This window comes from Paenibacillus macerans (assembly GCF_050565405.1).
GTDB classification, from domain to species: Bacteria; Bacillota; Bacilli; order Paenibacillales; family Paenibacillaceae; genus Fontibacillus; species Fontibacillus macerans_B.
Genome location: NZ_JBNYYG010000072.1, coordinates 1 through 26575, shown reverse-complemented (window position 1 = coordinate 26575; position 26575 = coordinate 1). Strand labels below are relative to the sequence as shown.

Here is a 26575-nt window from a genome sequence, read left to right as displayed (position 1 = left end):
CGCTGGCGCAAAAGCTGCCGGAATACATGGTGCCGCAGTATTGGGTGCAGCTCAGCGAATTGCCGCTGACGCCGAACGGCAAGGTAGACCGGCGGGCGTTGCCGCAGCCGGAGCTGACGGCGGCCGCGGGCGATTACGTAGAGCCGGCGAGCGAGCTCGAAACGCTGCTGGCGGAGATTTGGCAGGATGTGCTGGGCCTCATGATCATCGGCACGCGGGATAACTTCTTTGCGCTTGGCGGCGATTCGATCAAGGCGATCCAGATGGGTAGCCGCCTCCAGAAGCATGGATGGAAGCTGGAGATGAAGGATTTGTTCCAGCATCCGACGATCGAGCAGGTTGTTCCGTTCTTGCAGCGGGCAGACGGAAAACCGGCCGAACAGGGACCGGTCCTCGGCGAAGTCGCGTTGACGCCGATCCAGAAATGGTTTTTCGAGCGCGATTTCACCGAACGCCATCATTGGAACCAGTCGATCATGCTGCATGCGCCGTCCGGCTTCGAGCCCGGATGGGTCCGGCAAACGCTGCTGCGTCTGCTGGAGCATCATGACGCGCTGCGCATCGCCTTTAGACATCAGGACGACCGGATCGTGCAATATAACGAGGGTTTAACCCCGAATGAGGAAGCTTTCGGCCTGGAAGTCGTCGATCTGCGCGGCGTCAACGATGCGGCAGAACGGATTTCCGCCCGTGCCGGCCAGCTCCAGGGCAGCCATGACCTGAGCCGGGGGCCGCTGCTTAAGGCGGCGATTTTCCAAACGGAGCAGGGCGACCATCTGCTGCTGGCCATTCACCATTTGGTGGTGGACGGCGTGTCCTGGCGGATTTTGCTGGAGGATTTCGTATCCGGCTATCGGCAGGCTTCGCGGGGGGAACGCATTCTTTTTCAGGAGAAAACGAATTCCTTCAAGGATTGGGCCGCGGCGCTAACCGCCTATGCCGATACGGAAGGGTTCCTGAAGCAGCGGGATTATTGGCGGAACCTCGAAACGGCGCATGTTCTCCCGCTCCCGAAGGACAACCTGGCCCCGGTTCGCAAAGCGAAGGATGCGGGAGCCGAGTCGTTCGAGCTTTCGACGGAAGAAACGCGCCTTTTGCTGACGAAGGTTCACGAGCCGTACGGGACGGAAATGAACGATATTTTGCTCTGCGCTTTAGGGCTGGCCATCCGCGAGTGGACGGGCGAACCGACCCTGGCCATCAATCTGGAAGGGCACGGCCGGGAGGAAATCCTCCCCGGGCTTAATGTTTCCCGCACGGTCGGCTGGTTTACGGCGCAATATCCGATCGTGCTGGAGATCGACCGTTTTGCCCCGCTGCCGGATTTGATCAAAACCGTGAAGGAAACCTTGCGCGGCGTACCCCATAAAGGCGTCGGGTACGGGATCCTCCGTTACTTGACGGATGAGGCGCACAAGCAGGAGCTGCAGTTCGGGCTGGCGCCGGAAATCAGCTTCAACTATTTGGGCCAGTTCGATCAAGAGGTGCAGACGGAGCTGTTCGGCCCTTCTCCGTATGATATGGGGCCTCAGACCAGCCGGGAGTCGGAAAGCGTGTACGCGCTGAACTTCAGCGGCCTCGTCCAAGGAGGACGATTGATCGTAACGTGCTCCTTCAACAAGCAGCAATACTTGCGCAGCACGATCATGCAGCGGATGGACGCCTTCAAGCTCCATCTTCTAGAACTGATCGAACATTGCTCCGCCAAGGAGGAGCGCGAATTTACGCCAAGCGATTTTAGCGCAGGGAATTTACGGATGGAGGACGTCGGGGATATCTTCGACGTGCTCGCGGAGAAATTAAACTAATTTACCGGTGGGGGCGAACGAATTGAGCCAATTTTCAAAGGACCAGGTGCAGGACATCTACTATTTGTCTCCGATGCAGGAAGGCATGCTGTTTCACACCCTGCTGCATCCCGGGCAAAGCTTTTACATCGAGCAAATTGCCATCCCGGTGAAAGGGGCCTTCCGGACGGAGCTGCTGCAGAGGAGCATGGACGTGATCATGGAGCGGTACGATATTTTTCGTACCGTATTCGTCCACGAGAAGATGAAACGTCCCGTGCAGGTCGTGTTGAAGCAGAGACCATGTCCTATCCGGGAAATCGATCTATCGGACCTTGCGGCCGATGAGCGCAAACGTCATATTGAGTCATATAAGCGGCAGGACAAAAAAACGGGTTTCGATTTATCCCGCGAGCTGCCGATGCGGACGACCGTATTCAAGACGGGAGCGGACGAATACGAGTGGGTGTGGAGTTATCACCATATCCTGCTCGATGGCTGGTGCTTCGGCATCGTCGTCCGGGAGCTGTTTCAGGTTTACCGCGCTTTGCGCCAGGGCAAGCCTTACCAGCTTCAGCCGGTCAAGCCGTATAAGGAATACATTAAATGGCTGGAGCAACGGGACAAGGAGGAATCGTTGAGCTATTGGGAACGGTATTTGGCCGGCTTCGGCGGACAAAAGACGTTTGCCGATCAGCGCCATAAGCCGACCGCTCCCGGACAATATGCATCGGAGGAGTCGTACTTCAAGCTTGGCGCGGAAGAGACCCGGGCATTTGCCGAGATGGCGAAGCGGCGGCAAGCGACGCTCAGCACCGCCCTGCAGGCGGCCTGGTCGGTTCTGCTCAGCCGGTACCAGCGTTCGGACGATGTGGTGTTCGGCACGGTGACGTCGGGCCGCCCGGCGGAAATCGCCGGCGTGGAGAGTATGGTCGGCCTGTTCATCAATGTGGTCCCGAGGCGGATTCGCCTCGGCGAAGGGATGACCTTCGGCGAACTGGTCAGCACGATACAGGACCAGTTGCTGGAGTCGGAAACGCACCAGTTCGTTCCTCTATATGATATTCAGAGCCGGGCGGGGCAGCCGGACTTCATCGATCATATTTTCGTGTTTGAAAATTATCCGCTCCAGGAATCCGATTCGCGCCAGGAGGAGCAGGAGTTGGGCTTTGCGATGGGCCAAACGAGCGTGGCCGAAAAGTCCAATTACGATCTGAATCTGATGGCTTCGCCGGGCGATGAGCTGATATTGAAAATCGCCTACAATGCGGAGGTATTCGATCCCTCCTTCATCGGAAGCTTGCAGGAGCAACTGCTTGAAATCATTGCTCAGGCCTGCCGGAATCCGCAGCTGCCGCTTGGCGAAATGCGGGTGGTGCCGGAGGCGGAGGAACGCCTGCTTCTCGCGGCGTTTAATCCCGAAGTCTCCGGAGCCGGAGACACCCGTCATCCGGCGGAGCGGTTGACGCTGCCGGTGTGGTTCGAGCTTCAGGCCGCGGAGAAACCGAAGCAAGTCGCGCTCGTTACGGAGGAGGCGTCCTTGACTTACGAGGCGTTAAATGCGCGAGCCAACCGCCTCGCCCGAAAACTGCGGGTCCAAGGCGTAAAGCGCGGCACGATCGTGGGAATGCTGGTCCAACGTTCCGCTGAAATGATCGTCGGCATCCTGGCCGTGTTGAAGGCCGGCGGCGCTTACCTGCCGATCGATCCGGAATACCCGGAGCAGCGCATCCGCTACATGCTGGAGGACAGCGGCGCGGCGCTGCTGTTGACCCAGCGTGAGCTGCGGGAGCGACTGGCGGGTCTTTACGTCGGGCCTCATCTCTACCTCGACGATTCGGCGTTGTATGACGGTTCTGCGGATAATCTTGAACCTTCGGCCGGCCCGGACGATTTGGCGTACGTCATCTATACGTCCGGCACGACGGGGAATCCGAAGGGCACGCTGACGACGCACGCCAATATCACCCGCGTCGTCAAGCATACGAACTATATCGACATTACCCGGAAGGATACGCTGCTTTCGTTATCCAACTTTGCGTTCGACGGCTTCACCTTCGATTTGTTCGGGGCGCTGCTGAACGGAGCCAAGCTCGTTGTCGCCGCCCAGGAAACGATCCTGCATATCGGCAAGCTGACGCAGTTGATCGAACGGCAGCGGATTACGGTCATGTTCGTGACCACGGCGCTGTTTAACTTGCTGGTCGATGCCGGAACCGGCTGGATGGGCAGCATTCGCAAGGTGCTGTTCGGAGGCGAACGCGCTTCGGCGAATCATGTGCGGAAGGCGCGGCAGCTGCTGGGGCCGGGCAAAATCATCCACGTCTACGGCCCGACCGAAACGACCGTCTTCGCCACGTTCCATCCCGTGGACGAAGAGGTTTCCGAATCAGCCGTCTCGATCCCGATCGGGAAGCCGCTGACTTTGACCGGGGCTTATATCCTAGGCCCGGGGCAGCAACTGCAGCCGCTCGGAGCGGTGGGCGAGTTGTGCCTCGGCGGCGAGGGCGTCGCCCGCGGGTATTTGAACCGCCCGGATCTGACGGCGGACAAATTCGTGCCGCATCCTTTCCTGCCCGGCCAAACGATGTACCGGAGCGGCGATTTGGCCCGATGGCTTCCGGACGGAAGCATCGAATTCATGGGCCGCATCGACGACCAGGTCAAAATCCGCGGCCACCGCATCGAGCTGGGCGAAATCGAAGCGAAGCTGCTTGGGCATGAGCTTGTCAGAGAAGCCATTGTTCTGGCCGATCAAAGCGAAATGGGGGATACGACGTTATGCGCTTATGTCGTTGGCGATCGAGGCGGCGATCGGGTCGCGGAAGAATTGGGAACGTACCTGGCGGGGAGCCTGCCTGCCTATATGGTCCCTTCCGCCTTCGTTCAACTGAATGAGCTGCCGTTGACGGCCAACGGCAAGGTCAACCGACGGCTGTTGCCCAAACCGCAGGACCAACGGGAGTCGGCTGCGGCAAAGACGCCGCCGCGGAATGATACCGAATCCACGCTGGCCCGGTTATGGTCGGAGGTGCTCGGGGTACGTCGGGTCGGCGTTCACGATAACTTTTTCGCGCTCGGCGGGCATTCCTTGAAGGCGATGGCGTTGTGCGCGCAAATCTTGAAGGAATTCGGCCGGGACGTACCGGTCGGAGTTTTATTCGAGTCGCCGACGATAGCCGCTATGGCCGCCTATTTGCTGGACGACGCAACGGCGGCGGACAAGGATGCGGCCCCCGACCGTAGGGGACTGCGGCCGGTTCAAGGTTTGACGACCTTGAACCCGGAGGCGGAACAGCCGCTTTACGTCTTTCCGCCGGTGCTCGGATACGGGATCATGTTTGGCGATCTGGCCCGGGAACTGCCGGAATTCCGTGTACACGCCTTCGATTTCCTCGAGGCGGAGGACCGGATTCGGCAATACGCCGACAGCATAACCCGGTTGCAGCCCGAGGGGGGGATCACGCTGCTTGGCTACTCCGCAGGGGGCAGCCTGGCGTTTGAAACCGCCCGGGAAATCGAGGCGCGCGGCCGTACCGTGAACCGCGTCATCATGGTCGATGCTTATCGGAAAACCGGGGTCGGCGATTTAAAGGGACGCACGGTGGAGCACGACGTGAACCGGCTGATGGAGGTCAACCGGGACAATCCGTACCTGCAGAACGAGGCGAACCGACAAGGGCTTTTGCGCAAAATGAAAGGCTACTACACGTATTACGTCGAGCTGGTGCTCCATGGCCGCATCGCGGCGGAGATCGTTTTGCTCCAGGCGGAACAGGAAGGCTCCGCTACCCCGCTGCCGGTCTGGTTGGCGGATTGGAAGGATGCGACGTCGGCGGCTTACGCCGAGCACCGGGGGTACGGCAAACACGATGAGATGCTGCAGGGGCAGGCACTGCCGCTGAACGCCTCGATCATCCGTCACCTCGCACGGCAGCATGACTATGTAATGGAGGCGAAATAAACATGGATGGGCTCATTCGACAGTTAGGTTACGCGTCTCACGAGCTACAATTAGTCTGTTTTCCCTTCGCCGGGGGATACTCCGCATCGTTCCGCCCGCTGCAGCCTTATTTGCAGAGTTGCTGCGACATGTTGGCCATCGAGCCGCCCGGGCACGGGAGCAACCGCATGCCGCTGGTGGACGACTTCGAGCGTCTGGCGGAGCTTTACCGCCAGGCGCTGCTGCCGCGGCTGGACAAGCCGTTCGTCCTGTTCGGGCACAGCATGGGCGGGCTGATGGTATACCGGATCGCGCAAAAGCTGGAACGGGAGGGGATCTACCCGAAGGCGATGATCATTTCCGGCATCCAGCCTCCGAACATGGTCCGCAAAACGATCAGCCATATGAACGACGAGGCGTTGCTCGAATACATTATCGGCATCGGCGGCATTCCGCCGGAGATGGTGCAGGCCCGGGAGGTGATGGACTTCTTCCTGCCGGCCTTCCGGGCGGATTTCAAGGCGCTGGAAAGCTTTGAGCACAAGGACCATACCATTCTGGAGTCGCCCGTGTTCATTTTCAACGGAGAGCATGACGAGAAGTGCATGAAATATGCGTTCGGCTGGAAAAAATGGGCCCAGCGCGTCCGGTACTACGATTTCCGCGGCGGTCATATGTATTTGCTGGCGGAGACCGAGAAAGTTGCGAGTACGATTCGGTCCATAGTAATGGACGTCCCGTCAAGGAATAAGGTGTTTTCCTGACATGATGGACATTTACGGCATTTACATGGAGCGCCTGCTTCGGCCGGAGGAATACGGCCGTTTGCTCGGCCTCGTATCCGCCGAGCGGCGCAGCAAAGTGCGGAAATACCGGAACCCGGAGGATGCGCACCGGGGGCTGATCGGCGAGGCTTTGGTCCGGGAAATCATATGCGGCCGGTTTCGCGTCAGGAACGAGGAGATCGCGTTTACCGCCGGCCCTTACGGCAAACCGCAGGCGGCGAACTTTCCCGGCTTTCATTTCAACCTCTCCCATTCGGGACGCTGGGTCGTTTGCGCGGTGGATGACCAGGAGGTGGGGGTCGATATCGAGGAAATGAAGCCGCTGGACCTGGAAATGGCCCGGTACGTATTCTCCGAGGAGCAGTACCGCGCGCTGCTGAACAAGGAGGAGCAAGCTCGTCAAGCGTATTTTTACGACTTTTGGACATTGAAGGAGAGCTGGGTCAAGCTGCTGGGGGTAGGGCTTAGCATGGCGCTGCCGGAAGACCCGCTGCCGTGTTATTTTAAGCATTACGAGGTGGATTCGGGATATAAGCTGGCGGTATGTTCCAGGTCCGAGGCGTTTCCGGAACGGGTGCGTCTGAAAGGAGTTGATGCCCTGTACCATTTGGCTGAAGCGAGTCATGTTTTATAAACCAGGAGCGAATTCAAGAAGAAGGATGAAAGGATGATCGGGTTGTTGAAAAATTGGAAATTGCAATTATCGCTGTACGGGCTTGCTTTGTGTTTGATGTTCACGGCTTTCAACGTCACCGCCCACGCCGCAATCAAACCGGAAGACGGGGCAAAAACGCCGCCTCCCGTCATGCAGTTCAGCATTATGGGCTTCTTTAATCCGGAGCACGAGTATTTGCTGGACGGCTTCAACAAGCTCTCGCAAAAATCCTCCGGGGTGGTGACGATTACCGGCACGACCATGGCCTATGAGAACGTGGATTCCATCGGACTGACGTTGTATTTGCAGAAGTGGGACGGTACCGCTTGGAGAAACGTCGACTCCGGCTTGACGTACAGCACGACAAACGACGACGTATACACGAACGGTACGACTTATACGGTGCCTACGGGTTATTATTACAGACTGAGAACGGTGCATTGGGTCAACAACGACGGGGGTTACGAGCAGGGGGAACGGGTTTCGGACTATATTCTGATCGACTGACTACATAGAAACGGCAGCCATTGATCAAGAAAGTATCCGGTTCGCGGGGAACCGGATGCTTTCGATCCTGTCTGTGATCAATTCGCGGGAGTGATGCCTTCGGCCACCTTTACCATCTCATCCTTGGCAATATCGCCGATAATGTAAACATATAAATTGGCTTTCAGCACCTCCAGCTTGTTGGTGCCGTCCTGGGTTACGGTAAAATAAGCCGTCCCGCCGTCAATGTGCAGCATTTCCATCTGCTCGTCCTGAACGGCGCCGGAGCCGATCGTGGTATCGTCCTCCAATTGGCTGACGAAAATGCGCAGCGTTTCCTGCCGGTTGTTGGTATACGTGAAGAAAATTTGTTTGGCCTGATCCTCGTCCGAAATGACGTTGAGGTCGGTTTCGACTAATTCGTATCGGTCCGGGATAAACCGGATGACCGGCGGAGCAAAGGCTAACTGATCCGTGGTATGATGGGGTCCCAGCGCCACCGTTTCAACTTCGCTGTCATGCTTGGCCGGCGTTGTCGCCGAAGGGCTAGGAGGCGGGGTTTTGGCTTCCATCGACGGGTTGTCCTTGTTGCCGAAGAAGAAGGAGACCATATGGTTGGGCAGTTCCTTCACCGTAACATAAAAAGGGGTAAAAGCCGTGGACACCCCAGGGTTGCCGAACAGCATGGCACCTAGTATAAGCGAAGCCGCGAGCATCCCGACTCGGGCAACCGATCTGCGGACCGCTCTTTGCCGCTGCATGCGCCTGATTTTGTGCTGGACTTGGTTCCAGGCGTCTTTATGGCTCGGGATATGGGGAGGCGGCATTTTTTCGACGGCATTGGAAAAGGCCTCATCAAACAGCCGTTCAAGTTCGTCCTTTTTCATCTAAAATTCCCCATTTCAGGTTCATTTTTTTCTTGAGAGCCGCACGGGCACGATGAAGCTTCTGTTTGATCGTATTTTCCGAGCAATTCAGCACCAGAGCGATTTCCTTGTAGGAGAGCTGTTTCTTCCATTTGAGCTCGATCAGCAGCCGATATTCGAATTTCAGGTCCTTCAAATCGTTCATGATCGATTCTTCCAGCAGCATCACTTCGATTTGGTTTTCGATCGACTCCAGATCGGCGCTGGGCTCTTCTTTAAAAAAGACGCTTTCTACGTCGACTTCGTTACGAAATTTTTTTACCTTGCGCAAATAATTTATCGTGGCATTACGAACCAGCACCTTCATCCAGGCGATGAATTGCTTCTCGTCCTCGATGTCCGGTGACTTGCTTAAGACCTTCAGGAAGGTCTCCTGAATGATATCCTCGGCAGCGCCATGATCCTTCACCATATACATGATCGAACTATAGTTCAATTGATAGTAAAGCTTAAAAACCTCTTCTTGCAAACTAGCATTCAACGCATAGAAATTCGGGGATAAAAGCAGCAATCGTTTGCTGTTCTCTGATTCCATTCTGTCGGACCTCCAGTTGTAAATCTAGAAAAATAATATATGTAAGGTTATTATTGCATAAAAAGGGAATATATGAAACATTTTAAATTGTTTATTAATGTAAGGTTATGTAAAATCATAATTCGGCAGGAGAGGGAATAATATCTCTTTATGGAAAAGTTTGGAATAGCTTGTTTGAGGAGAGGAGTAGTTGTCGATGACGGAATATTTGGAATCGGGAGAGGAACGGGTACCCGCCGAATATCCTTCCGAGAAAACGGCAATTCCCGAGCCGATCCGCGACGACGGCAGCGGAGCGACGGATACGGGGCCTCGGGATGTGATGCGGGATTTGGAGAATCCCGATATGCTGGTGCCTCCGGTCACGGATAACGGGTTGATCCCGAATTTGAAGTTCTCGTTTTCCGATACGCATATGCAGCTCAACCACGGCGGTTGGTCCCGGGAGATTACGGTACGGGAACTGCCGATCGCCACGACGTTGGCCGGGGTAAACATGCGCTTAACGCCCGGCGGCGTGCGGGAGCTTCACTGGCACCAGCAGGCGGAATGGTCGTTTATGATTATGGGCAAAGCCCGGATTACGGCCGTGGACCAGGAGGGGAGGAATTTTATCGCCGACGTGGGCGTGGGGGATTTGTGGTATTTTCCGCCGGGAATTCCCCATTCGATTCAAGGTTTGGAGGAAGGGTGCGAGTTTCTGCTTGTCTTTGACGACGGCCATTTCTCCGATCTGAACACGCTGTCGATTTCCGATTGGTTTGCCCACACGCCCAAGGAGGTGCTGTCGGCCAACTTCGGCGTTCCGCGCAAAGCGTTTGAGCATATTCCGGCAAGCCAGGTTTATATTTATCAGGATCGCGTACCCGGTCCGATCGACAGCCAGAAGGTTACCTCTCCTTACGGGGAAATTCCTCTCAGCTTCAAGCATAGCCTGCTGGCGCAGAAACCGCTCAAAACGCCGGGCGGAAGCGTTCGAATCGTCGACTCCACCAATTTCCCGATTTCGAAAACGGTCGCTGCGGCGCTAGTCGAAATCAAGCCCGGCGCCATGCGGGAGCTGCATTGGCACCCGAACAACGACGAATGGCAATATTATTTATCGGGCAAGGGGCGCATGACCGTGTTTGCCGGAGGCGGCAAAGCCCGAACGTTTAATGTCAGGGCGGGGGATGTAGGTTATGTCCCCTTTACCTACGGCCACTACATCCAAAACACGGGCGACCGCAGCATCTGGTTTTTGGAAATGTTCCGCAGCGACCGCTTCGCCGACGTATCCTTAAACCAATGGATGGCACTGACGCCGCGCGAGCTGGTGCAGGACAATCTGCATGTCGGGCCGCTGCTGATGGATGCGCTGCGGAAGCAAAAGTGGCCGGTGGTGGAATACGCTGCGACGAATAAGCCGCGTTAATGCTCCGTCATGCACTTGGCCTGAATTGATTTGACATCAATTTCGCTCGTAGCGAAGCGCTTCTTCGACATCGTCCATCTGCACGACCAGCAGCTGGATGTCACCGGGCTCCCCATGGCGCGCGGCGATTCGAGCCAGGTTAATGCCGATATGCGGCCGGGGGTCTTCGAAATCGAATCCATCCATGCGTTCAGAACCGCCGGAAGGCCCCGGCGGTTTTTTGCGTTGCATGAGATCTTCCAGCAGGACGGACACGCCTTGCAGATCGCCGAAATCCTCGGGGGCAAACGGTTCGAACGGTCCCGTGACCGGAACGTACAGCGTTCCGGACCAATCGGGCTCCCCGGGACGTACGTGCACGATCAACTGCAGCGGGCGGGAGGCGTCTCCGTAGAAATCGCAATAGGCCGCGATTCGCATGCCGTTAACGCCCCCCTTTGCCATGGACCTGCCGCTCCAGTTGGGACAACATCCTCCGGGTTTCGAGCGACCAGCCCTGCTCCGGCTGCGGCTGCCGTCGGCTCGTTCCTTGCGCCGCCGCAATCAGGCTGCCGTGCAGCACCCGCCGCTGGATTTGGTCCAGCCGCTGCTCGGCCAGTTCCAGAGGAACATGGAACTGTTCGGCGGTATAGGCCACCGCTTCGCTGCGATGATCCGGCACCGGCAGCTTGGCGAACATATAGAAAGGTACGGCCGCATACAGCACGAATTGTTCGGCTTCGGTCTCCTGGGCGTTTTTGAACAAGGACGTCATCTTGCGCTGGTCCCCGGCATGTCGCAGCACATGGCACAGCTCATGGAAGAAGACGACCCGGGCTTGGATCGTTTCCATATGTTTATTCAGAAAAATCACGTTCTCTTCGTTATCGGAAAAGGAAGGGCAAGTCTCGTAAACCAGCCCGACGCCGAAAGCTTCGGCAATCCGCTCGATGTCCAGATCGGCCGGCTTCACTATGCCGCAGTTCAGGTATTTCGTATTGATCCATTGCTCCAGAAGGGTTTCATGATAGTAGGCGTATAACATCAAAACCACCTCGAATAAGAATGTATGTTCGGTTCGTGGCCCGAAATAAGGGCCCCTAGACAATCAGGGCCGTTATGGGTGTGTATGTTCATCAAAGTCGAAGGCTGCACGCTGCAAAACCAAAACCTTGGCTATTTCGCTTCGTCCCCGCTCAGCAGCTTTTTCTTCTGCTCCCGGTAGGCCTTCAAAGCGGCTTCCATCATGGCGATTTCATCGGCCGTATATGCTTCGGGCCCGCCGAAGAAAGACAAGCTCATTCCCTTCTCCGCCGATGGAGACGGATCGGGCGTGCGGCCCAGCAAATAATCGGCGCTGCTATCCAAGGCATCGACGATTTTCCGCAGCACCTCCGGGTCCGGCTTGCGGTCGTTGGTCTCGTATCTGGACAGCTGCACTACCGAAATATCTGCTTTGGAGGCCAGGTCTTTTTGCGTGAGATGATGTTGTTCTCGAAGGTATTTGATTCGATCACCCAGCGTTTGCATAGCTACTCCTCTTTTTTACCGTTTAGATTAGCTTAGCATAAGTTGCCAATTTGGTAAAGAGGCGTGACTAAGGAAAGATTAATTTATTGTTGTCATAATGGCAATAAAACAAGTTGACATTACCAAAATGGCAAATTATAATCAGGATACGGTTACCAAATTGGTAAAAAAGAGGAGTCGGAGGGAGGCGAGAGGAGGTTGTGACATCCAATGGATAGGACAAGCAAAGGCAATGTTTAAACCGGGATCAATCATTTTATTGCCGAAACGGCAATTATTATCTATAGGAGGGGTTACGGATGGGGAGAAGACGCATTCATGTGTATCATGCTTTGTTTAGCGCATTGCCGGTGGATGAGGGCGCGACCCGGGCGGCGGTGGAGAAACGCCTGGAGGAGGTCAGGCAGTACCGGCAAATTGGCCTTATCCGCCAGGAGGCATTCATTACTGCCGGGTACGAGCCCCGGTACCACGGCTCAACCCATGTGATCAGCAATCCGACGGAACGGCTGGCGATCCGGAATGCGGATAAGGAAGCGGAGCTGATCCGCAAGTCGCTGCTGCTTGACCGGGCGATGGAAGGACTGTCGGCGGATCAGCGCGAAGTCATCCAGCGAAGCTATCTGGACCGGGAAGGGGAATACGATTTTATCAGCTGCGGCGAAATGGGCATCAGCGACCGCACGTACCGCCGCATCAAAGCCAGTGCCATCCGCTTGTTGGCGGCGGCCATGGGGTTGGAGGTCTATGAGGAAGAGAAGTCCAGAACATCGACGCACGGGGTCGGCTGAGAGCCGGCCCTTTTTTTGCCGTTGGGGCATTGTCCGATTGCTGTCCGGTGAATGTCCGGCGCTTGTCCGTTCGTTTGGTGTTCCCCGTGATAAATTGATAGCGTGGAAAGTAAAGATCTCTGATCTCGAATAACAAATTGGATGAAAGCCGCTGAGCGTATCAGCGGTTTTTATTTTGGGAAGGAAGGGATGCTTATGCGGAAAAAAAACAAGACGCCGCCGATGCTGCCCGAGCTGGACTGGGTTCAACCGGCGCGCTGCCAAGGCTGCATTTGGGGGCGGCTGGAGGGAACGAAGCAGTTTTGCAGCCTGCCGCGCTGCGTGCATGGTGAATTCGCGCTGGAAAGGAGGTGATAACCATGGCGGGAGATCCGATGAACCTGAATGCCGAGCCGGTGCCTATTATGAGCGATCCTTGGCTAACGACGTTGGCGGCTTGGTCGGAAACGGCATTGGGCCCGGAATGGAAGGCGCACTGCGGAGTTTGGCCGCCGGATGCCGCTCCACCCGCCGTCCTGTGGCGGATGATCGGCATGGATGTGCGGGTGCTGGGGCCGTCGTCCTTCGAAGTCCGTAAGCGAATGACGGCTTTTTTTCAAACGGACGATACCGATCAGGAGCATGCGGCCGTGCTTAGGCTATTGGAAGGGCTGGGCGCAGCGATTAAAATTCCGCTGGACGGCGGTGCCGCAAGGAGATATCTGCGCATAGTCGAGCCAAAAATGAGCGTGCCGACGGAAGGAACGGAGGGCGGGACGACAGCGGCAGGGCCTCTGACCGTCACGTTGATCCAGCGGACGGCTAAGCCTTCGGCGGAAGCGCCGCTGATGCAGTTCGTGCAATATCAATCCAAGATGAGGTGAATGAAGTGGCAGGGAAGAATTCGATGGAATCGAAACCAAAGGCCAAACCGGCGGTGAACTCCGCTCCGCAGCAAGCCGAAGCCGTGTTTCCGGGTTACCCGGTTGCGGAGTTGATGGCCGAAGCGGAAACGCTGCTGGGCGTCAAACCGGAGGTGTTCGCCGGAGCAACGGCGGGTTTGGATCAAAAGCTGATGCAAGTCGATGAAGCAAAACGCCTCGTCAAACAATTTTTGGGAAAGAGGGTGCTGTAAGTTATGGCAGGAGGAACATGGAGTTTAACGGATCAGCCGCTATTGCCCGGGCTGTATATGAATTTCGTCAGTGCGGCGGGGAACGCGATCCAGGCGGGGGCACGCGGTGTTGTTGTCGCTCCGGTGAAGGCCCATTGGGGACCGGTAGGACAATTCGTGGAAGTGGGAAGTGAGGCGGCAATCCGGGAGTTGTTCCGGGAGGACGAATCGGATGGAGCAACCGCGTACCGTACGTTGTATCTCGCTTTGTTAGGAGGTCCCAAGAAACTGCTGGCCTACCGGTTGGCCGGGGCTTCCGCTGCGGAGGCGTCGTTAACGCTTCAGGATGCGTCGAACGCCGCAGCGTTGCGGGTGAAAGCTAAATATCCCGGCAAACGCGGGAATGACTTCATCGTGTCGATTGGGCCCAGCCTGTCGCTTCCCGGCAGCAAGGAGTTGAAGCTCTATGAAGGGACGACGCTGCTGCGTACGTTCCCGTTGGGCGACGGTTCGGCTGTGCAAGCGGCCGCAGCCGTCAACGGCGATCCGGCGAATGCCTGGATCGTTGCCGAAGCGCTGGAGGGCGGCGCGTTGGCAGACGTCTCCGGGGCGGCCTTGACCGGCGGGGACAGCGGGATCGCGGGGATCACAAACGCCGAATACGCTTCGGCTTTGTCCGCGTTCGAGACGCAGGACTTCCATGTGCTCACGCTGGACGGCGTGTCGGACGCGGCTTTGCGGACCAGCGTCGTCGCTTGGGTGAAGCGCGTCCGCGGAGAAGGCAAAGGCGTCATCGCCGTGCTGGGCGGATCCGCTGCCGACGATACCGCGGCCGACGCCGTCGGCAAAACGATCGCGCGCAGCGCCGCCATCGATCACGAAGGCGTCGTCAACGTCGGCACCGGCGCGGTGCTGAACGGCAAGGCGTACGCGTCCGCGCAGGTGGCCGCCTGGGCCGCCGGCCTCATCGCCGGCCAGCCGCTGAAGGCGTCGGCCACGTATGCGGCCGCGCCTTTTGACGACGTGACGCGGCGCTGGACCCGCTCCGAGCAGGAGCAGGCGGTGCAGGGCGGCGTATTCCTGCTCGTCCACGACGGCCGCCGGGTGAAGGTGCTGCGCGGGGTGAACAGCTTGATTTCGTCGCGTGAAGGCCAAAACAAAGGCTGGAAGAAGATCCGCAAAATCCGCGTGATCGATCAGATCAACGCCGATCTGCAGCGTACCGCGGAGGACTATTACATCGGCAAGGTGAACAATACCGAGGAAGGCCGGCTGGCGCTGATCGGAGCCGGGAAGCAGTACCTGCAAACCCTGGCCGCGGAGAACGTGATCGAGGGAACCGGCTTCGACGTGACGCTGGATCCGCGTTTTTACGGCAATGCGCCGCAATACACGCCGGAAGACGACCAGGTGTTCCTGGCCTGGACGGCGGACGATACCGATGTGATGGAGCAAATTTTCGGCACGTTTTACGTGCAATAATTTTATTTTTGGAGGAGGAGTTTACCGATGGCACAATTTCTTGATCCCAGCCGCGTGATGATGGGGACGTTCGGCCAGATTTTTATCGAAGGGGTATGGCAGTCGAACCTGAACCACCTGGAGGCGAGCGTCGAAGCGGAGAAAAAGGAGCTGAATCTCGTCGGCACCGACTATACGGTGTTCAAACTGGGGCGCAAAAAGGGCACCGGCACGATGAGCGGCTACAAGGTCACGTCCGATATGATCGCACGCGGCTTCCAGAAGTTTTCGATCATTCATAAACTGGACGATCCGGAAGCCTACGGCTTCGAACGGATCCAACTGAACAACTGCATGGTCGACAAAATCCAGCTGGCCAACTGGACCGCCGGCGAAGAGGTGACCGAGGAGACGCCGTTCACGTTCGAGTCGTACGAGCTGCTGGACCCGATCGTAGCGTCTTAGTTGAGATTGGCGGATAGCTATCCTGGAAGGATGATATCCTAACCTGCCCGTAAGGAAATAGCGGACATTTTGGGCGTTATTTTGGCTTTTTGCCGCCTCATGGTGGGAATAGCGGTAATAAATGGTCTTATTTTGCAGAAAACCCGGTTTTGGGAATAAATAACGCCCTTTTATACCGCTATTTTCCGTGGCGATATCAGAAGGAGGAACAAAAAATTGAGTGAACATCAATCGTTTGATCTGGTGAATGAACAGGAAATTTTGGACGGTCTCTTCGAAACGGCGGCGAACCTGCCGGAGGAGGCCGTTTTTATCGGGCGGCTGGGGCTGCGTGTAACGTTGCGGGGCCTGACGTCCAGCAAGGTAGATGCGATCCGCGAACGGTGCACGGTGCGTAAGACGACCAAAGGCCAGGTGACGGAGAAGATCGACAGCGAGCTGTTTAACGCGGCGTTGATCAAAGAAGCCACCTCGATGCTGGAGGTCGTGAAAAAAACAGGCGAAGGCGCAGAGCCGCAAAGCGTGAAGCTGAGCGGCTGGGGCGACGAACGCCTGACCAGCCGATTGAAGCTGTCCGGCGGAGAAGAGGCGGTGCGCCGCCTGCTGCTGGCCGGGGAGCTGGACGCCGTGGGCGATAAAGTGCTGGAGATTTCCGGGTTCGGGGTGGACATCGAAGACGTAAAAAACTAATTGGCTCCGGCGGCATGACGACGCTGCTGTTCCATATGTGGACGCGGCATCATCTTCGCCCCGGGGAATATTGGTCGCTTCCCAAGGGAGAGCGCCTGCTGCTGCGGGCTTTTTCGGAGCGGGAGCTGGAGATGCTGTGAGCTTCGCTAGCTCCCCGCCTTCTGGCTCGGTTCAGTCAGGCGCAGCACGAGGAAAGGAGGTAAAACTATGGCAGACAAAGAGACTTACGAACTTGACGTGGAGATTGACGACCGCGATATCGACAAAACCGAGAAGAAGCTGCGCAGCTTGGACAAGCTGCTGCAACAGACCCGGCGCCGCGCCGGGCTTCTGGGCAAGACCCGAATCAAGCCCGTCCTCGCGCTGGACGACCGCTGGACGTCCGCCGCCCGCAAGGCGGAAGCCGCACTGGAACGCTTGCACCGCACGGCGGCGAAGCCGACGGTGCAGTTCAATGATCGCGTCTCCGCCGCGGCGCTGAAGGTCCGCGCCTCCCTTGCTTCGCTGGCCGCTACCCCATGGCGGGTTTCGGTCGCGGGGGTGGATTGGGAGGCGGTGGTTGGGGATTCTTTTACCGGATGGATGAGCTCCGACGGGAAAAGCACGCTGAAGCGGATTTCTTCAACCATCGGTACCATGCTTAACGATGGTTTGAAGGAGAAAATTATGGAGTCGCTGGGGCTGGTGGAGATACCCGTGTCGGGAAAACAAGGAGGTTTGGGGCAAGGTGGGAGGAGTGCCGGGAAAAGAAGCGGAAGTTCGGGAATCCCGAAAAGGCAAAATCCCCCTCTTTCTAGCTTGCCGGGTTTTCCTAAACTTGATGCCTATGATCTTTTCTCTCATCGGATGGCCGAGATTTCCCAAAATGGCGGGGCAACTCAAACAGTTCTTTCCGGGCTAGGGGTCGCATTTAATTCCAGATCCAAATCGCCACAGGAATCGGGAGGATCTTCTCCTTCTTCCGGAAAACAGTCCCCTATACAAAATGTTTTGGACGGAACTTCCAAAGTCCTAGAGTTTGGCGGGAAGGTTATCAAGGAATATTTTAAGGACCGTATTAAGGAAACTCTGGAACCGAAGCTAACGGGAGCAGCAGGCTCCGTGAAAAATTGGTGGCAAGGAAAATGGCCGGGGCTACGGTCGCGCCTAGAGCCTAAGATTTCTCCCAAAAATATGGAACGCTTAACGGATGCGGGAACGAAGGGGCTCAGTTTTTTGGGAGATAAAGTAACTCCTATTGTCAAAAAAATGGGGGGATACGTGGGGTTGCTTATGGACGGCTACGAGATATTTTCGGCTAAACCTGGCAGGGAGAGGTATCAAAAAGTAACGTCAGCTGTTTTGGGAGGATTGTTAGGTCTTGGAGGCGCAGCTCTGGGCACTTTCACAGCTCCGGTAACTGGCGGGGTAGGGATGGTTGCTTTTCCAGCCATTGGCGCCGCGGTAGGTGATTCATTAGGCGATCCCATTGGCGGCTTTATTTATGATTTTTTTCATGGCAAAATCAAACCGAAACCCCAGGTGTATTCCGACCGGGTCATGGCACCCAGCGTGCAGGGAGTCACACGTCCGGAACCAACCGCGAACGTTCCCAAGGTAATGGGCACTCCGGTTCCAAACTATTATCAGCTGCCGGAAGAAGTTAGGTCAAAAATCGGCGGAGCCGGTTACAACCAGCCGCCAACTCCGGTTAACGTCTCCATGTCCAAAGGCACTATCAATCTCACCATTGACAAAGAGAAGTTGGACTATGAAAAGTTGGCCGAGACCGCCGGCTGGAAAATCGCCAACGAGGTGCGGTACGCCATGCAAAATCTGAAGTAGGGGGAGGAGGCGATGAGCAGCATGGAAATCCGTTTGATCGACGGCGCGGGTCAAAATTTCGTGTTTCCCGTCAACCCGGAAGGGATCACGATCTCTCGCGGCAAAGGCGTGGAGACGGTCAATATCGTATCGCTGGGAGAATACGACTTTCCGGCTGGAGAGAAGGTGAAGGAGATCGCCTTCTCTTCTTTTTTTCCGGCGGCCTATGACCCGGGTTATTGCAACTATAAAAATCTCCCCGACCCGCAGGAGGCGATGAACCGGCTGACGACGATGATGAACGGCAAGTCTCCGGTCCGGATGATCATCACCGATACGGCCGTGAACACTCTGGTCACGATCGCCGCGCACAACAGCACCTTTCGGGGCGGGGAGCCGGGGGACGTGTACTTCGACCTGACCGCCCGGACCTGGCGAGAGATGAAGTTGCACACTAATACGGCTGCGGGGGCGGCGGCGGCATCCGGCAAAACGAGCCGACCGGATACGAAGAAACCGGCCAAAACGTACGTCGTCAAAGACGGCGACTCGCTGTCCAAAATCGCCAAGCTGGAGCTGGGCGACAGCTCGAAGTGGCAGCAGATCTACGGCGCGAACCAAAAAACGATCGGTAAGGATCCGAACCGGATCAAGCCCGGGCAAAAGCTGGTGATGCCGCAGTGAGTTACGAAGCGGTGCTGCACAACAAATATTATTTGCGCGAGCTGGTCGAGGGCATCACGCTGAAGGATTCGCTTGATCAGATTTCGTATCAGGGTTCCATACAGTTGAGCATTCCGCCGTCTTTTCCCGGCATCGAACCGGGGCAGGAAATCCGCATCAGCGGCGTGCCGTTCGGCAGCGGCGGGGGCATGGCGAGCGGGGGTCCCATGGTTCCGCTGCTTCATCCGGGCGTCGTGTGGGAATGCTCCAGCACGCTGAAACAGGCGAAGCGCATGACGGTGACGGTGTACGACCGGACGATTTATTTGGCGAAGTCGGAGGACGAGTATCTTTTTCCGGTTGGGGGAACGGCTGCCCAGCGCCTGCGGAAATACGCCGCCGACTGGAACATCCAACTCGATGCGGTGCCGGATACGATAACGAAGTTGAAAAAAGCCGTCTATCGCCCGCAAACGCTCTACAGCATGATGATGTCCGATCTCAAGGAGACGGTGAAGGCCGGAGGGGAGATGTACGTTCCGCGCATGACGCCCGCCGGGCTAACGCTGTTCCGGATCGGCGGCAACGCCGTGGTCTGGAAGCTGGAGCAGTTGGAGGAAGCGACGCAAAGCCGCACGCTGGAAGGCACGGTGACGCGGGTGAAGGTGATCGGGACCGAGGACCGGGGGAACAACGCGCCATCCAAAGTATTGGCCATGGCCAGCGGGGAAACCGCTAAATACGGCGTACTCCAGCGGATCGTGCAGGATGAAAACGTCAAAACCGCCGGCGCCGCCAAAAAGTTTGCCGAATCGATGTTAACCGGCCAGGGCCAGACGTATACCGTCACTTGCGTGGATCTGAACACGATCCGGGCCGGAGATAAGGTCAATTTTAACGGGCTGAATCTGATCGTGACCTCCGTCTCGCATGAGCTGGGCGACCCCGGCCATATGACGCTGGAGCTGGCGACGATGGACGACGTGAAAAGGAGGTATTATCTTGACCATTGATCCTTATGCCGCTTTGGCCGTTTCGCTGCGGGAAAATGCCGCAAAAAAAGCAGCCGAAGCGTTAACGGGCGTGACGGCGGAGCTGGGAAGCATTACGGGAACGGGGCTGAAGCTGGACGGCTTCAAGCACGAAATCAAAGAGTATTTGGTCGCGGAATTTCCGGGGACGTTGAAGCTTCCGGATTTGACACTGAGCGGCGAAGTCCGCGGGTTGAAGGATAGCGCAGACGGCAGCGTGGGGGGCCAAGGGGAGTTTTCGTTCGCGCCTTCGGAAACCGAAAAAGCGGTGTTGTCGCTCAAATACCAACCCGGGGACCGTGTGCTGGCGCTGCCGCTGAACGGCGGGAATGATGCGATTGTGCTTTGCAGGGTGGTGAGTGGGAATGGCTAATCTTTTTCCGGAGGCCGTGGCGGCTTCGTGGTCGGGTTCAGGGCTGGATGGGCTCGAAGCGGCGGCGGATGAAACGACGTTTGGGCGAAGCTGGCGGTTTGATTTTGAAGCCGGGGAATTCGTGGTGACGCCCACGGGAAAAATCGCCCAAGCCGACGAGATCGCCGCCTGGAAGATGTGGTGCGAAAAAGCGATCCGTACGCCGCGGTATCGGCATTTGATCTATTCCCGCTCGTATGGGCAGGAATTCGAGGACCTGATCGGCCAAGGTTACAGCCGGGCCGTCCAGGAAAGCGAGATCCGGCGGATCGCGACGGAAACGTTGATGGTAGACCCGCGGACGCTGAGCGTCGAGGGGGTTGTTTTTTCCTGGCAGGAGGATGGATGCCGATTTGCGTGCCGGGTCAAAAACGTGCGGGAGGAAGAGGTACTGGTGGAAGGGAGCGTGACGTGATGGCGGATTTGCCGCTTTATTTGCAGGATCAGACGGAAGAACGGATTATGCAGCGGATGCTGGACCGGGTGCCTTCGGATATCGATAAATCCGAGGGTTCTTTTATTTGGGACGCGGAAGCGCCGGCGGCGTTCATGCTGTCGGAGGCGGCGGCGTGGGCGCAGCAGCTGCTGGCGCGCGGGTTTGCGAGCACGGCGTACGGGGAGTATCTCGATCTCCGGGCGGCGGAGCACGGGATCAGTCGGCGGCCGGCCGTGGCAGCGACGGGCGTGGTCAGGTTTACCGGGGAGCCGGGGAAAACGGTGCCCGCGGGGACGGTGGTGGCGACGCCGGCGGATGAGTTTTCGGCAGAGGCGTCGATGGAGTACGAAACGACGGCGGCCGTGACGGTGGACGAGCGCGGCGAGGGGACGGCCCCGATCCAGGCGTTGGTTCCGGGGCGGGCTGGGGTAGTGCCGGCCGGCGTGATCATGGTGATGGCCGTGCCGGTTAGCGGGGTGACGGCCGTCACGAACCCGGGGGCCACGCGGGGCGGGGCCGATACCGAGTCGGATGAGCTGCTGCTGGAGCGTTTTTTTTCGCAGGTGCGGAATCAGGGGACGAGCGGCAACAAGGCGCAATACCTGAAGTGGGCCGGCGAGGTGCCCGGCGTGGGCGGGGCGCAGGTGGAGCCTTTGTGGCAGGGGCCGGGGACGGTCGGCATCTACCTGTTGGACGCGGACAAGCGAGCAGCGAGTAGCGAGATCGTCGCCGCGGCACAGGCCTATATCGACCCGACCCGAAATGGGCAGGGCGAAGGGGCGGCTCCGGCAGGGCCGATCGTGACGGTGATGGCCGCCGAGGAAGTGCCGATCGATATCCGCGTGAAGCTGACGCTCGCCAGCGGGGTGACAATGGATGAGGTGAAAAAGAAGATCGAGGATGGCGTGCGCGCTTATCTGAAGCAGCTCGCTTTTGCCGATCCGTTGGTGCGGTTTACGAGGATTGCCGCCATTTTGCTCGACATTCCGCCGATCATCGACTATACCGAGCTGACGGTAAACGGCAACGCGGACACCAACCTGGAGATCTACACGGGTCAGGTGGCCGTGCTGGGGACGGTGGACGTGTATGAGTGAAGCTTTGCAGGGAAAAACGAGGGAGCGTTTACCTACGAGTAAGAGTAAAGCTTTGCTTACAAATGCGAGTGAATCTTTACTGGCAAGCTCGAGCGTTTCATTGCTAACCAGCCCCCGGGGGCGCGAGATGTTTTCCTACCTCCCAGGCTATTACGAAACCTCCCGGATCATGCAGGCGGATATGAACGCCAAAGGCACGGAGATGGACCTGCTGTTCGAGGCGCTGGACGAGACGTTGCAGCAGTTCTTCGTGCGCACGGCCACCTGGGGCCTGGATCGCTGGGAAAGCGAGCTTGGTATCGCGACCGACCCCGGAAAGCCGATTGACCAGCGCCGTGCCGTCGTCGAATCGAAGCTGCGCGGCAGCGGTAAGTTCTCGGGGCGATTGGTGAAGAGTGTGGCGGAGGCATATGACGGCGGGAAAGTCGATGTTTCTTTTCAGCCGAGTGATTGGAGCTTTACGGTGAAGTTCGTGGATACGGTGGGCATACCACCAAACCTGGATGATCTGAAAGCCGCTATCGAAGAACTAAAACCGGCCCATTTGAAGGTGGAGTTTGAGTTTAATTACTTGTTGATCCGTGACATTCACGAAGTACTGACTCTCAACCGGTTGAAACAAATCCCATTAAACAAATTTGCAGGAGGTGATCCGATTGGCTACTAACACACCGAATCTCAATTTGCTCAAAAAAGACCCCGTGACCGACGGAAACGAAACCTTTAATATTCAAACGATGTTGAATGATAACTGGGATAAGATTGATGCGGCGGTGGGGGATATTGATATTCCTGATGCTTCGTTGACGGTGAAGGGGAAGGTGCAGCTTTCGAATGCAATCGACGGTACCCGGGAGGATGTGGCAGCGACTGAGAGGGCTGTGAAGGCCGTAAGTGATAATCTTGCTGCGCATTTGGCGGATATAGCGCAGGAGGCCCAAGCGGCAAAAACAGCTGGCAATGAGCGTAAGCAACAAGCAGTGGACGCCCTCATTGCCTGGGGAGTATCGGCGTCCATGGCAGATAGTTGGGGTACGTTGTTTAACAAGATGGCCGCTATCACTAACCGAGGTGCGCAAGTTATTACACCTGGCACTACGAACAAAACTATCTTAGCGGGCATCCATAACGGTAACGGCTACGTTATAGGTGATGCCGACTTAGTAGCCGGGAATATACCTGATGATGTAAACATTTTTGGGGTACAGGGAAGCCTTAAACGTTTAACAGCCACAGATAAGACGGCCATTGCAAATCAAATAACAGAAAAAGGCGTAGTGGCTAGCGTTGATGATAGCCCTGCAACGCTGGCTAGTAAGATAGGGCAGATCATCCCGCAACCTGTAATGGCAGCGGGTAATAACATGATTTACAATTCATGGGTTGGTTACTGGTACGACGTGACTTACTATGGTTCTAATTGGGCGAAGGTACACACGATAAAAATAGGGTTAAAAGGTACTTACCGTGTAAAATTCGGTTTGTACGCATTTAACAGCCAGGTGGCTTACGGGCAGATTTATAAAAACGGAGTTGCTTATGGTGCACAGAGAGCTAATGGTCAGTATGAAGTAAACCAATACTATACCGAAGATATCTACTTTAATGTTGGTGATACATTAGAACTGTGGGTGCGTAACAGCGGTTCTGGTGGTGCTAGGTATGCAATACCCGTACTATACGGTTCTTTAATTCCATATGCTATATCCGAGCCGGCCCCATCTTACCCTACTACCTAAAGGAAAGGAGCGATTATTTTTATGTTAATCATTAAATACGAAACAGAAGAAGAAGCGGAACAGATTATATACGAAAAGCAAAAAGACGGCTTTACTTTGGTTGAAGTATCCAATATAACAGAGGGTAATTTTTTAGGCTTTCAAGAACCCGGATGGACACCACCAACTCCAGAAGAAACCTTGTTTGACAAGTTGACGGCTTTGGAGCAATCAGACGCTGAAAACAAGCAGGCCATTGCAGACCTAACTATGTCGATGGCCGCCATGATGGCGGAATGAGAGGAGGTGAAACGATATGACGTACACGAAAGATAGCGGCTCGTTAAGGTGTGGGTGGGTTTGGCGCTCGCCGGATCGTACACACTGGAGCAAGTTCCTACACTGTTTAACCTCAAGACTGTAGTCGCAGAAGTCGTAAACGGTACAGCAGCTTAATGGACTCTTGGACGTAACTATGCAAATATAACACTAATATTGATAAGTTTCATATGCCCTCGGCCCTCCGAGGGCTCTTTATTTTCCCCGAAAGAAGGTGTAGATAATGGATATTACGATAATTACTGCGGTGACGTCGGTTTTGGCGGCGGTTAGCGGGATTGCGTTGGGGTGGGCGGGGCGCGCGAAGGCGGCGAAGCGGGAGGCTGAGGAGTCGGCCGAGGCGGAGGCGGTGCAGCGGGCAGATGTGGAATACATCAAGCGTGGCGTGGACGATATGAAGGTGGAGCAAAAGCTGCAGGGACAACGGTTTGAGGCGTTTTCGGAGCGGCTGACACGCGTCGAAGAATCGGCAAAACAAGCCCATAAGCGGATTGATAGGTTGGAGGAATAGACGCCTTGTAATTTATTGAGGTGTATGACAGAGTATGCTAAGATAACAATAGAAACAAGGAGGCTGCGCCACAGCCTCCCCGGTACAACACTTGGGTGGGAAACCTCCAAATGTTAGGCAGAGAATAACCCGCACCTTAGCGCTAACCTGGGCGGTTAATTTTCAATTTCATAGGTATCACCTCCAATCCGGAGGCGACCATGAGTCTGCGTATTTTACGCAGGCTCTTTTCTTTTAGCTGCAGGGCCAGCGGTTCGGAGTCTTTTCCGAACGGCTGACGCGCGCCCTGGAGTCGACCAAGCAAGCGCACAAGCGGATTGACCGGCCAACGGAATAGTATAAATGAAAGGGGTGATCACGGTTATGGACACGAGCAAATACAAAATTGAGCGGAGGTACGTCGCGAAACGGTCGAACGTGCGGCCCGGGACGCGGCTGTTGACCGGAGCACCGGAGTTTTTCGTGGCGCATGATACGGGTAATCCAGGGGCTACAGCGGAAAACCATTATGCCTACTTCAACTCGCAGAACGATCGATCCGCTTCCGCCCATGTTTTTATCGACGATACGAAAGTTCTTGAAATTATACCGACCGGCACCGGTTCCGACCCGGCGGAAAAAGCCTGGCACGTCCTGTATGACGTGACGACCGACAACGACCGGTTTGGCTACGATGCCAACGATGCGGCGATTGGGGTGGAATTATGTTACGGCGGGCGCATAAACTTTACGGAGGCGTACAAGCGGTATGTCTGGTATTTGGCGTATTGCTGCAGCAAGTGGAACAAAAATCCCTACACCTTTATCCCCTCCCACAAGCAGTTGGATCCGGCAAGAAGGCGCGACGCGGAGCAAGCGTTGGCCACCGGCGGCAAAACGCTGAAAAATCTGCTGGATGACATCTCGACCGAAATGAACGCCACGCGCACTCCCAGCCCGACGCCAAACTCGAATACGTCCTTTACGCCACTCCCGGCATCCATCGCACAGTCGTTGATCGACAACTACGTATCGCCTGCCTGGCTTGCCTCACAAGTCAAGACCGACCAGGTTGGTATGACGCATTTTCATAACTTGGCTAACAACCTGCGGGTGGCCGCGGGCATCCCGCTGGCATCGGCATCCTCGGCGGGGCCGTTGATTCCATTACCGAAAAGCAATGCGCAGGAGATCATTTTCCGCTGGCTCTCTCCGGCTTGGTTTAAAGCGAGGGGCGAAGGAAACGGGGCAAGAGCCCAACATTTTAACAATTTGGCGAATTACCTACGTCGCGCTGCGGGCATTCCGGAGCAATAAGAAAGGAGAGAGGTCATGCAAAACGAAATTTTGACCAACGTTTTGGCATTTGCCTCGGTGCTATCCGTCTTTGTGTTAGCCCTTGTGCAACTTGTGAAGACGACCATCAATCTGCCGAAAAACCTGATTCCGTTCATCGGGGTCGTCATCGGTGTGCTGGTAGGCGCAGCCGCGTATCCATTTACGGAGATGGAGCTGGTCCTGCGGCTGTGGGCGGGAGGACTGGCCGGATTATCGGCTACCGGATTGTTCGAGCTGGGGAACATTCGGCAAGGGATGACCAAGGGTAAGTGATTCACGCTGGGGTGGTTGTTTGAAAAAAAGGCTGGATGAAGTCCACGGTAAAGAAATAGGCCATTTCCTAGTGGGGAACGGTCTATTTCTTTTTTAGTCTTACTGTGGCAAAAGTTGGATAAACTATATGTAATTTCGTATAATACCTCGCCCAAAGACCTTCCCTCAACAAAAAATATACGAAAAATCGTACAAAGATGCCCCGTCCGGCGTCTATTTTGAACTTTTTATATGAAAAAACGTACAAATCCTCGAAAATCGGCCTGTTTTTTAAGGTCCTATACGATTTTTCGTACAAACCGTCATAGGCGTTGCATTAAACCCAACAATTTACCCGATGTGCATAAAGGCAGGCCAAGGCGTGACGGTCAATAGGGTTCGAGTCTTGTTGTCTCTGCATGCTGCTTTGCACGATTATCCCTTTCGTTAAGGGAG

31 protein-coding genes are annotated in these 26575 nt (G+C 56.2%); 26 read left to right on the top strand and 5 right to left on the bottom strand.

Annotated features, from left to right (window positions below; all coding sequences use genetic code 11):
* From ACQ4N8_RS25465 to ACQ4N8_RS25445, 5 genes are all read left to right on the top strand, one after another.
* The coding region (locus tag ACQ4N8_RS25465; RefSeq protein ID WP_430707158.1) for a condensation domain-containing protein at window positions 1–1808 on the top strand (1808 nt) is incomplete at its 5' end.
* Between the two features lie 22 nt (window positions 1809–1830).
* Window positions 1831–5751 carry a non-ribosomal peptide synthetase gene (locus ACQ4N8_RS25460; protein ID WP_430707157.1) on the top strand — a complete coding sequence of 1307 codons (3921 nt, stop codon included), beginning with the start codon at window positions 1831–1833 and terminating at the stop codon, window positions 5749–5751.
* A gap of 2 nt (window positions 5752–5753) precedes the next feature.
* Window positions 5754–6494: a thioesterase II family protein gene (locus ACQ4N8_RS25455; RefSeq protein WP_430707156.1), complete on the top strand. Its 741-nt coding sequence runs from the start codon at window positions 5754–5756 to the stop codon at window positions 6492–6494.
* A 1-nt stretch (window position 6495) separates the two neighbouring features.
* On the top strand, window positions 6496–7149 hold the full coding sequence (locus tag ACQ4N8_RS25450; RefSeq protein ID WP_430707155.1) for a 4'-phosphopantetheinyl transferase family protein: 654 nt from the start codon (window positions 6496–6498) through the stop codon (window positions 7147–7149).
* A 45-nt stretch (window positions 7150–7194) separates the two neighbouring features.
* Window positions 7195–7677: a DUF6147 family protein gene (locus tag ACQ4N8_RS25445; RefSeq protein WP_430707154.1), complete on the top strand. Its 483-nt coding sequence runs from the start codon at window positions 7195–7197 to the stop codon at window positions 7675–7677.
* Window positions 7678–7754: 77 nt separating this feature from the next.
* Here the strand turns inward: ACQ4N8_RS25445 and ACQ4N8_RS25440 are convergent, their stop codons facing one another.
* On the bottom strand, window positions 7755–8543 hold the full coding sequence (locus ACQ4N8_RS25440) for a DUF4367 domain-containing protein (RefSeq protein WP_430707153.1): 789 nt from the start codon (window positions 8541–8543) through the stop codon (window positions 7755–7757).
* Window positions 8524–9117 carry an RNA polymerase sigma factor gene (locus tag ACQ4N8_RS25435; protein WP_430707152.1) on the bottom strand — a complete coding sequence of 198 codons (594 nt, stop codon included), beginning with the start codon at window positions 9115–9117 and terminating at the stop codon, window positions 8524–8526. The genes ACQ4N8_RS25440 and ACQ4N8_RS25435 overlap by 20 nt, the downstream gene beginning before the upstream one ends.
* A gap of 196 nt (window positions 9118–9313) precedes the next feature.
* On the opposite strand from ACQ4N8_RS25435, the gene ACQ4N8_RS25430 reads away from it, so the two are divergent.
* On the top strand, window positions 9314–10531 hold the full coding sequence (locus tag ACQ4N8_RS25430) for an oxalate decarboxylase family bicupin (protein WP_430707151.1): 1218 nt from the start codon (window positions 9314–9316) through the stop codon (window positions 10529–10531).
* A 36-nt stretch (window positions 10532–10567) separates the two neighbouring features.
* Here the strand turns inward: ACQ4N8_RS25430 and ACQ4N8_RS25425 are convergent, their stop codons facing one another.
* The 3 genes from ACQ4N8_RS25425 to ACQ4N8_RS25415 all read right to left on the bottom strand — a co-directional run bounded on the left by ACQ4N8_RS25425 (window position 10568) and on the right by ACQ4N8_RS25415 (window position 12040).
* On the bottom strand, window positions 10568–10975 hold the full coding sequence (locus ACQ4N8_RS25425; RefSeq protein WP_430707150.1) for a hypothetical protein: 408 nt from the start codon (window positions 10973–10975) through the stop codon (window positions 10568–10570).
* A complete protein-coding gene (locus ACQ4N8_RS25420) occupies window positions 10956–11555 on the bottom strand; it encodes an ImmA/IrrE family metallo-endopeptidase (RefSeq protein WP_430707149.1) in 600 nt (199 codons plus the stop codon). The genes ACQ4N8_RS25425 and ACQ4N8_RS25420 overlap by 20 nt, the downstream gene beginning before the upstream one ends.
* 131 nt (window positions 11556–11686) lie before the next feature.
* Window positions 11687–12040, bottom strand: coding sequence for a helix-turn-helix domain-containing protein (locus ACQ4N8_RS25415; protein ID WP_430707148.1), 354 nt, complete (start codon window positions 12038–12040; stop codon window positions 11687–11689).
* A 299-nt stretch (window positions 12041–12339) separates the two neighbouring features.
* On the opposite strand from ACQ4N8_RS25415, the gene ACQ4N8_RS25410 reads away from it, so the two are divergent.
* The 20 genes from ACQ4N8_RS25410 to ACQ4N8_RS25315 all read left to right on the top strand — a co-directional run bounded on the left by ACQ4N8_RS25410 (window position 12340) and on the right by ACQ4N8_RS25315 (window position 26140).
* Window positions 12340–12831, top strand: coding sequence for an ArpU family phage packaging/lysis transcriptional regulator (locus ACQ4N8_RS25410; protein WP_430707147.1), 492 nt, complete (start codon window positions 12340–12342; stop codon window positions 12829–12831).
* A 195-nt stretch (window positions 12832–13026) separates the two neighbouring features.
* On the top strand, window positions 13027–13185 hold the full coding sequence (locus ACQ4N8_RS25405) for a hypothetical protein (protein WP_430707146.1): 159 nt from the start codon (window positions 13027–13029) through the stop codon (window positions 13183–13185).
* Between the two features lie 5 nt (window positions 13186–13190).
* The gene (locus ACQ4N8_RS25400) at window positions 13191–13694 is read left to right on the top strand and encodes a hypothetical protein (protein ID WP_430707145.1); all 504 of its coding nucleotides are present in this window, start codon (window positions 13191–13193) and stop codon (window positions 13692–13694) included.
* Window positions 13695–13717: 23 nt separating this feature from the next.
* Window positions 13718–13945: a hypothetical protein gene (locus ACQ4N8_RS25395; protein WP_430707144.1), complete on the top strand. Its 228-nt coding sequence runs from the start codon at window positions 13718–13720 to the stop codon at window positions 13943–13945.
* Window positions 13946–13948: 3 nt separating this feature from the next.
* Window positions 13949–15406: a phage tail sheath subtilisin-like domain-containing protein gene (locus ACQ4N8_RS25390; protein ID WP_430707143.1), complete on the top strand. Its 1458-nt coding sequence runs from the start codon at window positions 13949–13951 to the stop codon at window positions 15404–15406.
* A 27-nt stretch (window positions 15407–15433) separates the two neighbouring features.
* Entirely contained in the window at window positions 15434–15850 is a 417-nt protein-coding gene (locus tag ACQ4N8_RS25385) for a phage tail tube protein (RefSeq protein WP_430707142.1), read from the top strand.
* Window positions 15851–16066: 216 nt separating this feature from the next.
* The gene (locus tag ACQ4N8_RS25380; protein WP_430707141.1) at window positions 16067–16540 is read left to right on the top strand and encodes a phage tail assembly chaperone; all 474 of its coding nucleotides are present in this window, start codon (window positions 16067–16069) and stop codon (window positions 16538–16540) included.
* Window positions 16541–16554: 14 nt separating this feature from the next.
* Entirely contained in the window at window positions 16555–16680 is a 126-nt protein-coding gene (locus tag ACQ4N8_RS25375; protein WP_260071006.1) for a hypothetical protein, read from the top strand.
* A gap of 67 nt (window positions 16681–16747) precedes the next feature.
* Window positions 16748–18364 (top strand): hypothetical protein, encoded by a 1617-nt coding sequence (locus tag ACQ4N8_RS25370; protein ID WP_430707140.1) that lies wholly within the window; start codon window positions 16748–16750, stop codon window positions 18362–18364.
* Between the two features lie 21 nt (window positions 18365–18385).
* Window positions 18386–19027 carry a LysM peptidoglycan-binding domain-containing protein gene (locus tag ACQ4N8_RS25365; protein WP_430707159.1) on the top strand — a complete coding sequence of 214 codons (642 nt, stop codon included), beginning with the start codon at window positions 18386–18388 and terminating at the stop codon, window positions 19025–19027.
* Window positions 19024–20019: an XkdQ/YqbQ family protein gene (locus tag ACQ4N8_RS25360; protein ID WP_430707139.1), complete on the top strand. Its 996-nt coding sequence runs from the start codon at window positions 19024–19026 to the stop codon at window positions 20017–20019. Before ACQ4N8_RS25365 ends, ACQ4N8_RS25360 begins: the two co-directional genes overlap by 4 nt.
* Window positions 20009–20410 carry a hypothetical protein gene (locus tag ACQ4N8_RS25355; RefSeq protein ID WP_430707138.1) on the top strand — a complete coding sequence of 134 codons (402 nt, stop codon included), beginning with the start codon at window positions 20009–20011 and terminating at the stop codon, window positions 20408–20410. The genes ACQ4N8_RS25360 and ACQ4N8_RS25355 overlap by 11 nt, the downstream gene beginning before the upstream one ends.
* Window positions 20403–20864, top strand: coding sequence for a DUF2634 domain-containing protein (locus ACQ4N8_RS25350; protein ID WP_430707137.1), 462 nt, complete (start codon window positions 20403–20405; stop codon window positions 20862–20864). The genes ACQ4N8_RS25355 and ACQ4N8_RS25350 overlap by 8 nt, the downstream gene beginning before the upstream one ends.
* Window positions 20864–21982 (top strand): baseplate J/gp47 family protein, encoded by a 1119-nt coding sequence (locus ACQ4N8_RS25345; protein ID WP_430707136.1) that lies wholly within the window; start codon window positions 20864–20866, stop codon window positions 21980–21982. The genes ACQ4N8_RS25350 and ACQ4N8_RS25345 overlap by 1 nt, the downstream gene beginning before the upstream one ends.
* A 127-nt stretch (window positions 21983–22109) precedes the next feature.
* A complete protein-coding gene (locus ACQ4N8_RS25340; protein WP_430707135.1) occupies window positions 22110–22649 on the top strand; it encodes a YmfQ family protein in 540 nt (179 codons plus the stop codon).
* Window positions 22639–23721 carry a phage tail protein gene (locus ACQ4N8_RS25335; protein WP_430707134.1) on the top strand — a complete coding sequence of 361 codons (1083 nt, stop codon included), beginning with the start codon at window positions 22639–22641 and terminating at the stop codon, window positions 23719–23721. The genes ACQ4N8_RS25340 and ACQ4N8_RS25335 overlap by 11 nt, the downstream gene beginning before the upstream one ends.
* Window positions 23722–23742: 21 nt before the next feature.
* A complete protein-coding gene (locus ACQ4N8_RS25330; RefSeq protein ID WP_430707133.1) occupies window positions 23743–24000 on the top strand; it encodes a hypothetical protein in 258 nt (85 codons plus the stop codon).
* 262 nt (window positions 24001–24262) lie between these two features.
* Window positions 24263–24550, top strand: coding sequence for a hypothetical protein (locus ACQ4N8_RS25325; RefSeq protein WP_430707132.1), 288 nt, complete (start codon window positions 24263–24265; stop codon window positions 24548–24550).
* 363 nt (window positions 24551–24913) lie between these two features.
* Window positions 24914–25846 carry a peptidoglycan recognition protein family protein gene (locus ACQ4N8_RS25320; protein ID WP_430707131.1) on the top strand — a complete coding sequence of 311 codons (933 nt, stop codon included), beginning with the start codon at window positions 24914–24916 and terminating at the stop codon, window positions 25844–25846.
* Window positions 25847–25861: 15 nt separating this feature from the next.
* On the top strand, window positions 25862–26140 hold the full coding sequence (locus ACQ4N8_RS25315) for a holin (protein WP_430707130.1): 279 nt from the start codon (window positions 25862–25864) through the stop codon (window positions 26138–26140).
* The last annotated feature ends 435 nt before the right edge of the window (window positions 26141–26575 follow it).

Excerpts from the sequence above, each read along its gene's own strand:
- ACQ4N8_RS25435 (WP_430707152.1), bottom strand. The coding sequence starts at position 9,117 with ATGGAATCAGAGAACAGCAAACGATTGCTGCTTTTATCCCCGAATTTC.
- ACQ4N8_RS25385 (WP_430707142.1), top strand. The coding sequence starts at position 15,434 with ATGGCACAATTTCTTGATCCCAGCCGCGTGATGATGGGGACGTTCGGC.
- ACQ4N8_RS25415 (WP_430707148.1), bottom strand. The coding sequence starts at position 12,040 with ATGCAAACGCTGGGTGATCGAATCAAATACCTTCGAGAACAACATCAT.
- ACQ4N8_RS25320 (WP_430707131.1), top strand. The coding sequence starts at position 24,914 with ATGGACACGAGCAAATACAAAATTGAGCGGAGGTACGTCGCGAAACGG.
- ACQ4N8_RS25350 (WP_430707137.1), top strand. The coding sequence starts at position 20,403 with ATGGCTAATCTTTTTCCGGAGGCCGTGGCGGCTTCGTGGTCGGGTTCA.
- ACQ4N8_RS25440 (WP_430707153.1), bottom strand. The coding sequence starts at position 8,543 with ATGAAAAAGGACGAACTTGAACGGCTGTTTGATGAGGCCTTTTCCAAT.
- ACQ4N8_RS25420 (WP_430707149.1), bottom strand. The coding sequence starts at position 11,555 with ATGTTATACGCCTACTATCATGAAACCCTTCTGGAGCAATGGATCAAT.
- ACQ4N8_RS25315 (WP_430707130.1), top strand. The coding sequence starts at position 25,862 with ATGCAAAACGAAATTTTGACCAACGTTTTGGCATTTGCCTCGGTGCTA.
- ACQ4N8_RS25450 (WP_430707155.1), top strand. The coding sequence starts at position 6,496 with ATGATGGACATTTACGGCATTTACATGGAGCGCCTGCTTCGGCCGGAG.
- ACQ4N8_RS25390 (WP_430707143.1), top strand. The coding sequence starts at position 13,949 with ATGGCAGGAGGAACATGGAGTTTAACGGATCAGCCGCTATTGCCCGGG.
- ACQ4N8_RS25400 (WP_430707145.1), top strand. The coding sequence starts at position 13,191 with ATGGCGGGAGATCCGATGAACCTGAATGCCGAGCCGGTGCCTATTATG.
- ACQ4N8_RS25340 (WP_430707135.1), top strand. The coding sequence starts at position 22,110 with ATGTTTTCCTACCTCCCAGGCTATTACGAAACCTCCCGGATCATGCAG.
- ACQ4N8_RS25330 (WP_430707133.1), top strand. The coding sequence starts at position 23,743 with ATGTTAATCATTAAATACGAAACAGAAGAAGAAGCGGAACAGATTATA.
- ACQ4N8_RS25370 (WP_430707140.1), top strand. The coding sequence starts at position 16,748 with ATGGCAGACAAAGAGACTTACGAACTTGACGTGGAGATTGACGACCGC.
- ACQ4N8_RS25410 (WP_430707147.1), top strand. The coding sequence starts at position 12,340 with ATGGGGAGAAGACGCATTCATGTGTATCATGCTTTGTTTAGCGCATTG.
- ACQ4N8_RS25455 (WP_430707156.1), top strand. The coding sequence starts at position 5,754 with ATGGATGGGCTCATTCGACAGTTAGGTTACGCGTCTCACGAGCTACAA.
- ACQ4N8_RS25325 (WP_430707132.1), top strand. The coding sequence starts at position 24,263 with ATGGATATTACGATAATTACTGCGGTGACGTCGGTTTTGGCGGCGGTT.
- ACQ4N8_RS25425 (WP_430707150.1), bottom strand. The coding sequence starts at position 10,975 with ATGGCAAAGGGGGGCGTTAACGGCATGCGAATCGCGGCCTATTGCGAT.
- ACQ4N8_RS25375 (WP_260071006.1), top strand. The coding sequence starts at position 16,555 with ATGACGACGCTGCTGTTCCATATGTGGACGCGGCATCATCTTCGCCCC.
- ACQ4N8_RS25395 (WP_430707144.1), top strand. The coding sequence starts at position 13,718 with ATGGAATCGAAACCAAAGGCCAAACCGGCGGTGAACTCCGCTCCGCAG.
- ACQ4N8_RS25345 (WP_430707136.1), top strand. The coding sequence starts at position 20,864 with ATGGCGGATTTGCCGCTTTATTTGCAGGATCAGACGGAAGAACGGATT.
- ACQ4N8_RS25430 (WP_430707151.1), top strand. The coding sequence starts at position 9,314 with ATGACGGAATATTTGGAATCGGGAGAGGAACGGGTACCCGCCGAATAT.
- ACQ4N8_RS25405 (WP_430707146.1), top strand. The coding sequence starts at position 13,027 with ATGCGGAAAAAAAACAAGACGCCGCCGATGCTGCCCGAGCTGGACTGG.
- ACQ4N8_RS25365 (WP_430707159.1), top strand. The coding sequence starts at position 18,386 with ATGGAAATCCGTTTGATCGACGGCGCGGGTCAAAATTTCGTGTTTCCC.